General features: G+C 46.3%; 11 protein-coding genes. 7 read left to right on the top strand and 4 right to left on the bottom strand.

Going from position 1 to position 12840, the window contains the following annotated elements; all coding sequences use genetic code 11:
* Positions 1 to 16: 16 nt before the first annotated feature.
* The 4 genes from rhaM (at position 17) to ABIO93_RS01115 (ending at position 3374) form a co-directional block, all read left to right on the top strand.
* Positions 17 to 337 carry an L-rhamnose mutarotase gene (gene rhaM / locus ABIO93_RS01130; protein WP_348063600.1) on the top strand — a complete coding sequence of 107 codons (321 nt, stop codon included), beginning with the start codon at positions 17 to 19 and terminating at the stop codon, positions 335 to 337.
* A gap of 47 nt (positions 338 to 384) precedes the next feature.
* Positions 385 to 1887: a c-type cytochrome domain-containing protein gene (locus ABIO93_RS01125; RefSeq protein WP_348063599.1), complete on the top strand. Its 1503-nt coding sequence runs from the start codon at positions 385 to 387 to the stop codon at positions 1885 to 1887.
* Positions 1888 to 1929: 42 nt separating this feature from the next.
* A complete protein-coding gene (locus ABIO93_RS01120; RefSeq protein WP_348063598.1) occupies positions 1930 to 2853 on the top strand; it encodes a sugar phosphate isomerase/epimerase in 924 nt (307 codons plus the stop codon).
* A 74-nt stretch (positions 2854 to 2927) separates the two neighbouring features.
* Complete coding sequence (locus ABIO93_RS01115; protein ID WP_348063597.1) at positions 2928 to 3374, top strand: barstar family protein; 447 nt, start codon at positions 2928 to 2930, stop codon at positions 3372 to 3374.
* 104 nt (positions 3375 to 3478) lie between these two features.
* Here the strand turns inward: ABIO93_RS01115 and pnuC are convergent, their stop codons facing one another.
* Positions 3479 to 4093, bottom strand: coding sequence for a nicotinamide riboside transporter PnuC (gene pnuC / locus ABIO93_RS01110; RefSeq protein WP_348063596.1), 615 nt, complete (start codon positions 4091 to 4093; stop codon positions 3479 to 3481).
* A 210-nt stretch (positions 4094 to 4303) separates the two neighbouring features.
* Between pnuC and mfd the strand changes: the two genes are divergently transcribed.
* Together mfd and ABIO93_RS01100 are read left to right on the top strand one after the other, a co-directional pair.
* Positions 4304 to 7657, top strand: a complete 3354-nt coding sequence (gene mfd / locus ABIO93_RS01105; RefSeq protein ID WP_348063595.1) for a transcription-repair coupling factor — start codon at positions 4304 to 4306, stop codon at positions 7655 to 7657.
* Between the two features lie 118 nt (positions 7658 to 7775).
* Positions 7776 to 9047: an SUMF1/EgtB/PvdO family nonheme iron enzyme gene (locus ABIO93_RS01100; RefSeq protein WP_348063594.1), complete on the top strand. Its 1272-nt coding sequence runs from the start codon at positions 7776 to 7778 to the stop codon at positions 9045 to 9047.
* A gap of 50 nt (positions 9048 to 9097) precedes the next feature.
* On the opposite strand, the gene ABIO93_RS01095 is transcribed toward ABIO93_RS01100, so the two are convergent.
* Positions 9098 to 9790, bottom strand: coding sequence for a ComF family protein (locus tag ABIO93_RS01095; protein WP_348063593.1), 693 nt, complete (start codon positions 9788 to 9790; stop codon positions 9098 to 9100).
* 72 nt (positions 9791 to 9862) lie between these two features.
* Between ABIO93_RS01095 and ABIO93_RS01090 the strand changes: the two genes are divergently transcribed.
* Positions 9863 to 11224 (top strand): dihydroorotase, encoded by a 1362-nt coding sequence (locus tag ABIO93_RS01090; protein ID WP_348063592.1) that lies wholly within the window; start codon positions 9863 to 9865, stop codon positions 11222 to 11224.
* On the opposite strand, the gene ABIO93_RS01085 is transcribed toward ABIO93_RS01090, so the two are convergent.
* Both ABIO93_RS01085 and ruvB read right to left on the bottom strand, forming a co-directional pair.
* On the bottom strand, positions 11207 to 11632 hold the full coding sequence (locus ABIO93_RS01085) for a (deoxy)nucleoside triphosphate pyrophosphohydrolase (RefSeq protein ID WP_348063591.1): 426 nt from the start codon (positions 11630 to 11632) through the stop codon (positions 11207 to 11209). The two genes, ABIO93_RS01090 and ABIO93_RS01085, sit on opposite strands and share 18 nt — an antisense overlap.
* Before the next feature lie 87 nt (positions 11633 to 11719).
* A complete protein-coding gene (gene ruvB / locus ABIO93_RS01080) occupies positions 11720 to 12745 on the bottom strand; it encodes a Holliday junction branch migration DNA helicase RuvB (protein ID WP_348063590.1) in 1026 nt (341 codons plus the stop codon).
* Between the last annotated feature and the right edge of the window lie 95 nt (positions 12746 to 12840).

The following is a 12840-nucleotide window of genomic DNA, read 5'->3' as shown; positions in this document are numbered from 1 at the left end:
CGAATTATACCAAACAATGGACCAGGACTTAGTAAAAGCATTCCGGATGCAGCTTAAACCGGGATTTGAAGCAGAATACAAAAAACGGCACGATGAGATCTGGCCGGAGTTATCGCAGCTTTTGATCGATGCGGGCATTAAAGAATATTATATTTTTCTTGACGAAAAAACATTGGCCTTGTTTGCTTTTCAAAAACTCGCAGGTAATGAGCAGACAGCCAGTCTCGCGGGATTGCCGATCATGAAAAAATGGTGGGACCACATGGCCGACATTATGGACGTGAATGCAGATAACTCGCCCGTTGCGTTACAATGCCCGGAAGTTTTCAGATTATAAACACGATTACCACATTCAATTTATAATATCCTAAACCCTGACCCTTCATGCTCTACCCACTTTTACAGGCTTCATCGTGGGCACTTTTCATCGGAAGATTCCATCCTGCATTGGTCCATTTTCCCATTGGATTTTTGCTGATCGCTGCATTGCTCGAAATTGGCAGGAGAAGCGGTAAGATCAATGTTAATGAAACGACCGTTGTATTTATACTTTTCTGGTCGGCTATCAGTGCAACATTCGCATGTATAGCGGGCTACTTGCTCTCGCTCGGGGGCGGGTATGACGAGGAATTGCTGGGCGACCATATGTGGAAGGGCATTGGTGTGGCCGCATTTGCCTGGGTAGCATGGCTGGTAAAGTCGGACAGGGTAGGGAAGCTTATTCCTTTTGGCAAAGTCGCCTATCTACCCGCATTTGGTATTGCTGTGTTGCTTACGATGAGCGCTGGCCACGATGGCGGCTCACTCACGCACGGCGCAGGTTACCTCACGCAGTACACGCCCGAACCCTTCCGCAGCCTCGCTGGAATGTCTCCTCTGGAAGAAAAAACCACCGAAATTAAACCTATTGCCAATGTAGAGCAGGCACTGGTATACAAAGACGTTGTGCAGCCGATACTGGAAGCACGTTGCGTGCAATGTCACAATGCGAGCAAAAAGAAGGGCGATCTCCGGATGGACGAATTGGCCTTGCTGGTTAAAGGCGGCGAAGGAGGGCCTGCTTTTGTATCGGGCAAAAGCGCAGAAAGTGATATGATCAAACGTTGCCTGCTCGAAGAGCGCGATGACGACCATATGCCGCCGAAAGGTAAACCGCAGCTGACGACAGATCAAATCACATTATTAGCCTGGTGGATCGATCAGGGTGCTCCGTCAGATAAAAAAGTAGCGGATCTGAAAGTGTCAGAGGAAGTGAAACCTGCATTGGCGTCACTAGGTAAGGGCGGGGCTTCGGGTTCATCCAAGAAACCTGAGTCGGCGGTATTCAGTTTGAAAGTGCCACCAGCGGATGAAAAGAACATTCAGGCATTGCGGAAAGCAGGCCTGATCGTCAATGCATTATCCCAGGACCAGAATTTACTGGAAGTGAGTGCGGTGAATGCGCCTGCTTTCGGAGACAAAGAAATGGCGCTACTGGCACCGGTTTCGGAACAGATTACCTGGCTGAAATTAGGTGGTACGAAGGTGACGGATGCGGCTTTGAAGGACATTGCCAAATTTAAAAACCTCAATAAACTGCACCTGGAACACACCATAGTGACGGATAAAGGCATTGCAGAGCTTAAAAATCTTCCCTACCTCGGTTATTTGAATGTAGTGGATACCAAAGTGGGGGACGCCGGACTGAAAAGCATTGCCGGTATGAAAGAACTTCGTTCGGTGTATGTGTGGGAGTCGGCCGTTACCGATACTGCGGTGAGCCAGGTGACCAAACAGTATCCCGGACTTTTGGTGGTAAATGGATTTAGTGAGGCAGAAGTCGCTCAGTTTTTAAAAGCGGGGGATACTACCGCTACTGCTGCGAACGTACCTGTCAAAAAGCCCTAGCCTGCTCCTTTTTATAATTTTCAATTTCAGAATATCAAATCAATGAACCGTCGGAATTTTATAAATACTGCTATTACGACCGCAGGAGTTGTTGCTGGCCTGGACGCTGCCGCAAGTTCAGCAGAGGCTCCGTTTCAGTTTGAAAATAAATTGTCATTGAAAGTATTGGGTACCAACTGGGGTTTCCCTGGTACGACCGATGTTTTTTGCGCGGCCATTAAGAAGGAGGGATATGATGGTACTGAAATGTGGTGGCCTGGATCAAAGGAAAAACAGAAGGAGCTTTTTGACGCGTTGAAAAAATATGATTTGCAGGTCGGAATTCTGTGCGGCTCGGGCGAAAGGGATTACAAGACTCATTTAGAGGCATTTAAAAAGCAGATCAATGCAGCTACGACGGAGTTCGTACAAAAGCCTTTGTATATCAATTGCCATAGCGGGAAGGATTTTTTCACCTACGAACAAAACAAAGCATTCATTGACCATACTACCGAGGCATCTGTTAAAACCGGCATACCCATTTACCATGAAACACATCGCGGTCGAATGCTTTTCGCTGCACATATTGCCAGAAATTTTATTGAAAGAAATCCTGAGCTGAGGTTAACACTGGACATTTCGCATTGGTGTAATGTACATGAAAGCTTGCTGCAGGATCAGGAGGAAACGGTAAAACTGGCATTGTCACGCGTAGGCCACATTCACTCTCGCATAGGCCACGAAGAAGGCCCGCAGGTAAATGATCCTCGCGCCCCGGAATGGGAGGCGGCCGTGAAAGCACATCTGGCCTGGTGGGACGTGGTAGTCGAGCAAAAAGTTAAAAGCGGTGAGACGCTTACTGTACTGACGGAGTTTGGGCCGCCTAATTATTTGCCCACAGTTCCCTTCACACATCAGCCGCTCGCTGACCAATGGGCGATTAATGTACATATGATGCAATTGTTAAGAAAGAGATATTTGAAGTAAATCGGGGAGGCTAGGGTGGGTTTGAACCTGTATTTTTTCATAACTTGCAGCGTTGTTTAAAACCAAACGAACGTATGAAAAACACACACTTCCTGCTCGCCAAAGCGGAATCCAACGTCCGCAAAACTTTTCTGGGCGCATTTATCGCATTTGTCGACGGCAAAAAATCGACGTCGATCAAGGACTTTCACGAGCAGATTGCTACCGCCATGAACTTCCCTGACTATTCGGGCAAAAACCTGGACGCATTGGACGAAATGTTGAACGATCTGGAATGGATCGAAGAACAAAAAGTGATCATCTACATTGATCAATCGTCGGAATGGTTGTCGAAAGAAAAATCAGAAGAAAAAATCCTTTCGGTGATCGATATCTTCGACGCTACTGCCGAGGACTGGAAGTGGCTGGACGAGGAAGAGGAAGGCATAGCAAAAAAGGAATTGCAGATCGTATTTCAGGATTCGGAGCGCATCCGTTCTTTACTGGAAGATCAGGAAATTCCGTTTGATACGCTGGATTGAGAATCGTCAATACTAGGAGTCAGGAATAGTCATTGATGGTCAGACTGTCAAGTATTGTCATTTTTTTTAGTACACCGTTCATGACGACAAATGACCATACCTGACTACAAACGACTACTCCTGACAACATCCCTACGCCACTGCACATACCCAATTCCTGCCAACACGAGGAACACTGCATATAAAATGGCGGTGAGATGCAGGTCTTTGTAAAAATACATGACTACATAGCAGGCATCTGCTACGATCCAGATAATCCAGTTTTCGAGGTATTTTCTAGCCATCATCCACTGGCCGATCAGGCTTGCAATGGTTAATGCGGAATCTGCATAGGTAAGGCTTGCATTGGTAAAGCGGCCGAGCAAAAAGCCCCAGGAAATGGTTACTACGACAAAAATCAGCGCAAATACCGGATATAGTTTAGCGGGTGTGAATGTTACTTTGACGCCGTCGTGCGTTTGGCCACCGAATTTCCACAACCACCAGCCGTAAATGCTGGTCAGAAAATAATATCCCTGCAAACCCATATCGGCGTAAAGCCTCACCTGCCAGAAAACCGCAGCATACAATACTGCATTGATGATCCCGAAAAACCAGCCCAACACATTCTGACGCGTGTTGAGATACACACATATCGCCCCGGTCAGGAAGCCCAGGATTTCAAGAGGAGTAGTTAGCAGCCCAGCGAGGGAAATGGATTGATTGAGCCAGTCGATCATCAGTAACAAAATCTTAATACAGGTAAAAGTAAAATGATAAACCGGATTTTTGCGCACTCGTTCATTTAGGGCTATTTTTGCAGTAGAACAATGACAGCAACGAAATCATAAAAACTGTTGTTATCTTTTTTGCCGGTCGGGGTAATTTCCCGCAACGGCTTTTTGCGTTTACATTCACTGCGGACTTGGCCGCATCATCATCGATATTAATTGGAAGTTAAAGACTTATTAACACTGTACGGAGGCGATAGTTACCTGGATGTCCTGGTGAACCAAATAGCCTCCAATGAACCGGAAGCGGCGCACGTTCAGATCAAAGGATTGGTAGGAAGCCTTGATGCGGTGGTCAGTGCGGCAATTCAGCAGCGGAAAAAAGGTCCGGCTGTGTACGTGCTGAGTGACCGGGAGGAAGCAGCCTATTTTCAAAATGACCTGCAAAACCTGATCGGTAAAACGGAAGTGCTTTTTTATCCGACATCCTATAAAAGGCCCTACCATTACGAGGAGGTTGATAATGCCAATGTGCTGATGCGCGGCGAAATCCTCAATAAGCTCAGTGCAGGACGAGCTACGCCGATTCAAATTGTCACCTATCCCGAGGCAATGTTTGAAAAAGTGATCAACAAACGGTCGCTGAAAGCCAACACATTTTCGGTGAAGGTGGGTGAAAAACTCGATCCGTCGTTTCTGACGGAATTTCTCAATAGCTATGGATTTGAGATCACGGATTTTGTATTTGAAGCGGGGCAATTTTCGGTACGGGGCGGCATTCTAGACGTTTTTTCATTCGCCAGCGAGCATCCTTTTCGTATAGAACTCTTTGGAGATGAAGTAGAAAGTATCCGGTCCTTTGATCCTGATACACAATTATCGATTGAAACGGCCAAGCAGATCAACATTGTGCCGGACATTCAGCAAAAACTTTCACACGAAACCCGTGAGTCATTTCTGAATTTCTTTTCTCCCGAAACTACATTGTGGTTTAAAGATGTAGAACTGACGCTGGAAGTGATTGAAAATTGTTTTGAAAAAGCCGAAAAAGCATTAGAAGAAGTGACAGGCGGCGGGATTCAGATCGTTTCAAATCCGCAGGATCTTTTTGAAACGCGCAGAGGGTTTTTGACGCAGGTTAAGAAATTCAAGACCGTTGAATTTGGTAAAAAAACCTATTTCAAAACGGAAAGCAAGCTTCCGTACTCTTCAAAGCCACAGCCATCATTCAATAAGGATTTTAAAAGGTTACTCGACGATTTGTCGGAAAATCAGTCGAAAGGTTATGTCAATATCATTGTAGCCGAGCAACCCAAGCAGCTCGACAGGCTGGAAAGGATCTTTGAAGACCTGGATCCATTCGTCAAGTTCAGGCCCATGCACATTTCGCTGCGGGAAGGATTTGTGGATGATAACATGAAGATTGCCTGCTACACTGATCACCAGATCTTCGCCCGGTTTCATAAATATCGTTTGAAGGAGAAATTCAGTAAATCGAAGGCGATTACGCTGAAAGAACTCAAATCTTTACAGCCAGGCGACTTCGTGACCCACGTGGATTACGGTATCGGGCGATTTGCAGGAATGGAGCGGAAGGATGTGAATGGCAAGGAGCAGGAAGCGATCCGGCTGATTTACCGCGACAATGACCTTTTATATGTGAGTGTGCATAATCTGCACAAAATCGCAAAATATACGGGTAAGGAAGGTACGCCGCCTGCTATGAGCAAGCTGGGTTCGAGCGAATGGGAAAACAAGAAGTCCAAGGTTAAGAAGCAGCTGAAAGACATTGCGCATGAGCTAATCGCACTTTACGCGCAACGCCGGCAGGCGCATGGATTTCCATTTTCACCGGACAATTATATGCAGGCCGAGCTGGAATCGTCCTTTTTATATGAAGACACGCCTGACCAGGCTACTGCTACGGCCAGTGTGAAGGAGGATATGGAAAAAGCGCATCCAATGGACCGTCTGGTGTGTGGGGATGTGGGCTTTGGAAAAACTGAGATTGCGATTCGGGCTGCGTTCAAGGCAGTTTGTGACAGCAAACAGGTGGCTGTCCTGGTTCCTACCACGATTTTGGCTATGCAGCATTTCAAAACATTCAGCGACCGACTGGGTGATTTTCCGGCGAAAGTGGGATATATCAACCGGTTTAAATCAACGAAAGAAATTAAGGATACACTCAGACAAGCCGAGGAAGGCAAAATTGATATCCTGATCGGTACCCACCGTATTTTGAATAAAGATGTAAAATTCAAAGACCTGGGACTGCTGATTGTGGATGAAGAGCAGAAATTTGGAGTAAAAGCAAAAGACCGTTTGAAAGAAATGCGTGTGAATGTGGACGTACTGACATTAACCGCGACACCGATCCCGAGAACGTTACATTTTTCATTAATGGGTGCAAGGGATCTCTCAGTAATTGCGACTCCGCCGCCTAACCGCCAGCCGGTCACGACGGAAGTGCGGACATTCAGTGAAGAATTTATCCGTGATGCGGTCAGTTTTGAGGTACAGCGCGGCGGACAGGTTTTCTTCGTCCATAACCGGGTTAATGACATTGAATCCATTGCTAACATTATATTAAGGTTGGTTCCGGACATAAGGATCGGTGTGGCGCATGGGCAAATGGATGGCGATAAGCTCGAAAAAGTGATGGTTGCGTTCATTGAAGGCGAGTATGACGTACTGGTCTCGACGAACATCATTGAATCGGGTATCGACATTGCGAATGCGAATACGATCATTATTAATTCGGCCCACATGTTTGGGTTGTCCGATTTGCACCAGATGCGCGGCCGGGTAGGGCGGTCGAACAGGAAAGCATTTTGCTACCTGCTTACGCCGTCAGTTTCTACGCTGGCGAGTGATTCCCGTAAGCGCTTGCAGACATTGGAAGAGTTTTCAGAACTGGGTGATGGTTTCAAGGTCGCTATGCGTGACCTGGACATTCGTGGCGCAGGGAATTTACTAGGGGCTGAGCAGAGTGGTTTTGTGAATGATTTAGGTTATGAACTGTATCACAAAATGCTGGATGAGGCGGTACAGGAATTGAAAAATAATGAGTTTAAAGACTTGTTTGCCGGCGCCTTAGGCCTTCCGAAGAACCTGGTTCCCGACTGTCAGATCGAAACGGATTATGCTACTTTGATCCCGGACGATTATGTCAAAAATATTTCAGAAAGATTGTCGTTATATACCCGCCTTGACAATATCGGGACGGAAGATGAGCTTGCGAAGTTTGAGCAGGAGATACTCGACCGTTTCGGCCCAGTGCCGCCAGAGGTTCAGGATTTATTGAAAACGGTGCGTTTACGCTGGCAGGCAGAGCTTTTGCACTTTGAAAAATTAACTTTGAAAAGCAATACAATGAAAGGCTACTTCGTTACTTCGCAGAACGATGAATTCTTTCAGTCGGCAAAGTTCGGGCTGGTGATTGACTACATTAAAAAACACCCGAAGCAAATTGCTTTAAAAGATCAAAAGGGTAAATTGATGCTGATCTGCGAAGATGTCAAAAACATTGACCAGGCGCGAAACCTTTTAGTTGAGATGTCCGGGGGGAAGTAACCCGGTTAAAAAGATCAGATCATTGATTTTGTAATTAATTTCGATTGATTTCATACATTTGCGGTTTCGCATACTATAAAATACCAAACACTTAAGTCACTTTAAAGCAATGATTTGCATGCAAAAGATGGGTACCCGGTCGATCGCGTTGATTTTGATTGTGTTATTAGCGGCTACTTCATGTAGTAAAAACAAGAGGCCTACCAGCTTAAAACCAGGTAAAACAAGTTCTAAAACGGGCTTGGCCTACAACGGCAAAGATGGTTTTGAAGTGAAACAATATAAAGCACTTCCTGCTGGTCCAGACCTTGTTTATATTGAAGGAGGGCGTTTTACGATGGGATCTTTGGAAGAAGATGTCATGAGCAGAAGGGATAATCCAAAGCGAACAGTTTCCATTCAGTCATTCTATATGGATCAGACTGAGGTGGCCAACGTTCACTATCTTGAATACTTAAACGCAGTTCAAAGAGATTCATCTGAGGAATTTTACGCCAAAGCTTTACCTGATACCAACGTTTGGTTCAACGAATTATCATTCAATGATTCTTACGTGACGATGTATTTGCGTCACCCTGGTTTCCGTCTGTACCCAGTTGTGGGTGTGTCGTGGGTTCAGGCGAATGACTACTGTGCATGGCGTACTGCCGCCGTAAGCCAGGCTAACAATACAGCCGGAGCCGCAGCAGCAGGTGGCAAGAAGAAAAAAGGATTTTCATTCGGCAAGAAGAAAAAAGCAGCCAACGAAGCAGCAGTGGCAACAGCAGAAGCAGCTGGTCCTGCACCGCAACTTAGAATTGAAAGCGGCTACGTAATGCCTCCTTACCGTCTGCCAACAGAAGCGGAATTTGAATATGCTGCTATGGCGATGATTGGAACACAGTATTCGGACGAAAACCAAGCTAATTCGAGAATTTATCCATGGGATGGTTCAACAATGCGTCAGCCACGTGGCAAGAAGCAGGGAACTATGCTGGCAAACTTCAAACGTGGTCCTGGTGACTACGCAGGTATAGCAGGTAAATCCAATGACGGAGCGATTATTACGCAGGAAATCCGCTCATATCCTGCCAACGATAATGGTCTGTATGACATGGCTGGAAACGTGAGCGAATGGGTATATGACGTGTACCGTCCGCTATCCAACAGTGATGTGAACGACCTTAACTCATTCCGTCGCGATGGATACCAGGATGAATCCAAAAACTACGATACTAAAAACAGTAACTCTTTGGTGGATGATAAACTGAGAGTTTATAAAGGCGGTTCATGGTCAGATGTTGCTTACTGGCTATCCCCAGGAACGCGTCGCTACATGGATCAAGATTCAGCGACTGCAATGGTAGGTTTCCGTTGCGCCATGATCGCTACCGGTAGCCACAAAGAATAACATTACTTTTTTAAAGAACCGCTGCTCTTCCGGGTAGCGGTTCTTTTGTTTTAATGCCTCGCCAGTGCAATGGTGAGAATGTAAATTTGCTTGCAACCTGCATTTAATAATGTCTCCGCACATTCTTCCAACGTGGCGCCGGTAGTGAGTACGTCGTCGATGATGATGATGCTTTGTTGTTGAACGGGCTCTTTGATGACGAATACGCCCTTCACATTTTCCCTTCGCTCGTGTTTGCTTTTCCCGGTTTGCGTGTCGGTGTATCTAACCCTTTCAAGTACAGTTCCTGTCCATGGAATACCGGTCGCTTTGGAAAATCCTTCTGCGAGCAGATCGCTTTGATTGTAGCCACGGATTTTCTTCTTTTTACGATGTAGCGGAACACTAATGATCAGGGCTGCGTCGGGAAGACTGCCGCTAGCAAGCATTTCCTGTCCAAACATAACGCCCAGCAGGATGCCTACCTCTTTGCAACCTTTGTATTTCAACGCGTGCAGGAGCTTCTGCACTTTTCCTTTTTTGGTAAAAAGTAAAAATGAATGCGTGGAAACGACTTGCTGCACGTTGATGAATTTGTATTGCATCACCTCGCTGCTGAGGCTGTTGACGCCGATTCTGGGTAACGTAATGCGACAGGTGGTGCACAATGTTTCTTCGTTTCCTGCCAACGACATATCGCAGCCTTCGCAGCATCGAGGGAATATCAGATCAATAAAATCCTTTAAGATACTTTTCAGGTTCATTTTTACAGTGTTCAATGAGTGAATTTCCAAGCGACTGAATACCTTTGCACGACATAAATTACTTATCCGGACATGGCAACGCTGATCGTTAATGCACTCTTAGTAAATGAAAATAAGGTTCAGGAATTGGACGTATTAATTGAAAATGGTCACATTAAAAGAATCGGAAAAGATTTACAGCATGAGCAGGCGGATAGGATAATTGATGCCAAAGGACAATACCTGATGCCGGGAGTGATTGATGATCAGGTACATTTCCGCGAACCGGGGCTAACTTACAAGGCCAATATTTATACAGAATCCAAAGCAGCGGTAGCAGGCGGGGTAACTTCTTTTATGGAAATGCCGAATACTGTTCCCAATGCACTGACCCAGGAATTACTGGCCGATAAATACCAGATAGGCTCGGATACTTCGTTGGCCAACTACTCATTTTTCATGGGTGCTTCCAATGATAATTATGAGGAAGTAATGCGTACCAACCCCGCGGAGGTTTGCGGAATCAAGATTTTTATGGGTTCATCAACAGGCAATATGCTGGTGGATGCGCCGGAGGTTTTGGAAAAAATATTTGCCAATGCACCCTGCATTATCGCGACACATTGCGAAGACGAGCCGACTGTGAAGCAGCGTATGGCTTTTTTCAAAGAGAAATACGGAGAGAATGTGCCTTATAACATTCATGCATTGATCCGAAATGAAGAAGCTTGCCTTACTTCTTCGTCATTCGCAAGCTCTCTGGCGCATAAGCACGGCACCAGACTACATATTTTGCACATTTCAACCGGTGATGAAGTTCATTTGTTTGAAGTAGGAAACCGTAGTAACGGGCAAATTTTACTTGCTGATGGGAAACCCAAGCTGGTGACGGCCGAGGCATGCGTGCATCATTTGTGGTTCGATGCGGAGGATTACCATACATTGGGTAACAAAATCAAATGTAATCCTGCGATTAAAGCGCCACATCACAAGGAGGCGATTTTACAGGCAGTACTGGATAACCGAATTGACGTGATTGCTACGGATCATGCGCCGCATACCATTGAAGAGAAAGCCCAGCCATACTGGCAAGCTCCGTCAGGATTGCCGCTGGTACAACATACGCTGAATGTCATGCTGGAACTGAGCCGAGAGGGCAAGATTTCGCTGGAGAGGGTTGTTGAAAAGATGAGCCACGCGGTGGCTGACTGTTTTCAGATCAGCGACAGGGGATATATTCGTGAAGGTTATTGGGCGGATCTGATCCTGGTGGATGTGAACGCGGTTACACATGTTCAATCATCGGGCCTTTATTCCAAATGCGGTTGGTCGCCTTTCGAAGAGACGGATTTTCATTCCCAAATTACGCATACTTTCGTGTCTGGAAACCTGGTGTATGAAAACGGGAAATTCAATGAAGAGGTCAAAGGAAAACGGCTACTTTTTAACCGATAGGTAATCGTAGTAGTTCTGGATCACATTCAGATCTGCTTCGGTCCAGTCAAGGGTAGGAAGTTCTTCGGGATCGAGCCAAAGGATCTGCTCGTGCTCGGTGAGGGTAATGTCGAGGGTAGTTAGCCGGCAGATGAATGGTACCAGAATAATTTCCCGCCAGCCCTGGTCTTTGCTTGTTACAGGAAGCTTGTGGATAATTTCGATTTCGACATTGAGCTCTTCCATGATCTCGCGGAAAAGCGCTTGCTCATCAGTCTCTCCTTTTTCCAGTTTTCCACCGGGAAATTCCCATTGCAAAGGGAAGGATAATGCTGCACTACGTTGTCCTGCCAGTACTTTTCCATTATGTTCGATCACAGCACAAGGCACTCTCACTACCAACTTTTCGGAAACCAGAACTTCAATCATAGAGGCGGTTACGGTAATTTACCGCAAAGTTACTATTTCTATCTTGTATTTGCATTTAATTGTTAAAACTTCTTAAAAATACAAATGTCAAAACAGCTCGTCTGATCGGCGGCGGGGTATCACGCCAAGATGTTTGAATGCTTTTTCGGTCACCTCGCGACCGCGAGATGTCCTTTTCATATAGCCTTCCTGAATCAAAAACGGCTCGTAGACTTCCTCGATCGTTTCAGCCTCCTCGCCACAGGCCGTTGCGATGGTCGACAAGCCGACCGGGCCGCCTTTGAATTTATTGATAATGGTACTGAGAATGCGATTATCCATTTCATCCAGCCCGTTCTGATCCACGTCCAATGCTTTCAGGGCCATTTCAGCAATGGCTACAGTTACTTTACCAGTGCCTTTTACCTGTGCAAAATCACGGGTGCGGCGGAGCAGGTTGTTGGCGATTCGGGGTGTTCCGCGGCTGCGCCGCGCAATCTCATAGGCAGCGTCATCTTCCAGCGGCGTGCCGAGAATGGCCGCCGAACGTTTTAAAATAGAAGTAAGTAGCTGGGCGTCATAATATTCCAGCCTCGCGTTGATCCCAAACCTTGCGCGCAAGGGTGACGTAAGCATTCCCGCCCGGGTCGTCGCGCCAATGAGCGTGAACGGATTAAGACCGATCTGAATGCTTCTGGCATTGGGGCCGCTGTCGAGCATGATGTCAATTTTGTAATCCTCCATGGCGGAATACAGGTACTCTTCCACGATGGGATTGAGACGATGGATCTCGTCAATAAAAAGGACGTCGTGTTCCTGCAAATTAGTAAGTAACCCTGCCAGATCACTGGGCTTATCCAGCACTGGCCCGGATGTGATTTTAATGCCAGCACCGAGTTCATTGGCAACGATATTCGATAATGTGGTTTTTCCCAAACCCGGAGGGCCGTGTAGCAGGACGTGATCCAGCGCATCACCCCGCTGGCGCGCTGCCTGAACGAAAATTTTGAGGTTTTCGAGTATTTTATCCTGTCCGGTGAAGTCATCAAAGGTCAGCGGACGCAATGCGCGTTCGATCTCTTTTTCAGTATTGGATTGGTTTTCTTTATCTCCGGACAGATAATCCTGGCGCATAGTGGATTGGATAGGCAGTTATAACAGCCGCTGCCGGTCAGCAGCGACTGAAAATTTTATTTAATCAAAAATAATCGTTTTAATCTGCAAAAAGA

The organism is Dyadobacter sp., assembly GCF_039919315.1.
Taxonomy (GTDB): Bacteria; Bacteroidota; Bacteroidia; order Cytophagales; family Spirosomataceae; genus Dyadobacter.
The sequence above is the reverse complement of the archived record's forward strand: the minus strand, read 5'-3'. Positions and strand labels throughout refer to the sequence as shown.

Coding starts and splice junctions, on each gene's coding strand:
- rhaM (WP_348063600.1), top strand. CDS start 17: ATGGACCAGGACTTAGTAAAAGCATTCCGGATGCAGCTTAAACCGGGA.
- ABIO93_RS01125 (WP_348063599.1), top strand. CDS start 385: ATGCTCTACCCACTTTTACAGGCTTCATCGTGGGCACTTTTCATCGGA.
- ABIO93_RS01120 (WP_348063598.1), top strand. CDS start 1,930: ATGAACCGTCGGAATTTTATAAATACTGCTATTACGACCGCAGGAGTT.
- ABIO93_RS01115 (WP_348063597.1), top strand. CDS start 2,928: ATGAAAAACACACACTTCCTGCTCGCCAAAGCGGAATCCAACGTCCGC.
- pnuC (WP_348063596.1), bottom strand. CDS start 4,093: ATGATCGACTGGCTCAATCAATCCATTTCCCTCGCTGGGCTGCTAACT.
- ABIO93_RS01100 (WP_348063594.1), top strand. CDS start 7,776: ATGCAAAAGATGGGTACCCGGTCGATCGCGTTGATTTTGATTGTGTTA.
- ABIO93_RS01095 (WP_348063593.1), bottom strand. CDS start 9,790: ATGAACCTGAAAAGTATCTTAAAGGATTTTATTGATCTGATATTCCCT.
- ABIO93_RS01090 (WP_348063592.1), top strand. CDS start 9,863: ATGGCAACGCTGATCGTTAATGCACTCTTAGTAAATGAAAATAAGGTT.
- ABIO93_RS01085 (WP_348063591.1), bottom strand. CDS start 11,632: ATGATTGAAGTTCTGGTTTCCGAAAAGTTGGTAGTGAGAGTGCCTTGT.
- ruvB (WP_348063590.1), bottom strand. CDS start 12,745: ATGCGCCAGGATTATCTGTCCGGAGATAAAGAAAACCAATCCAATACT.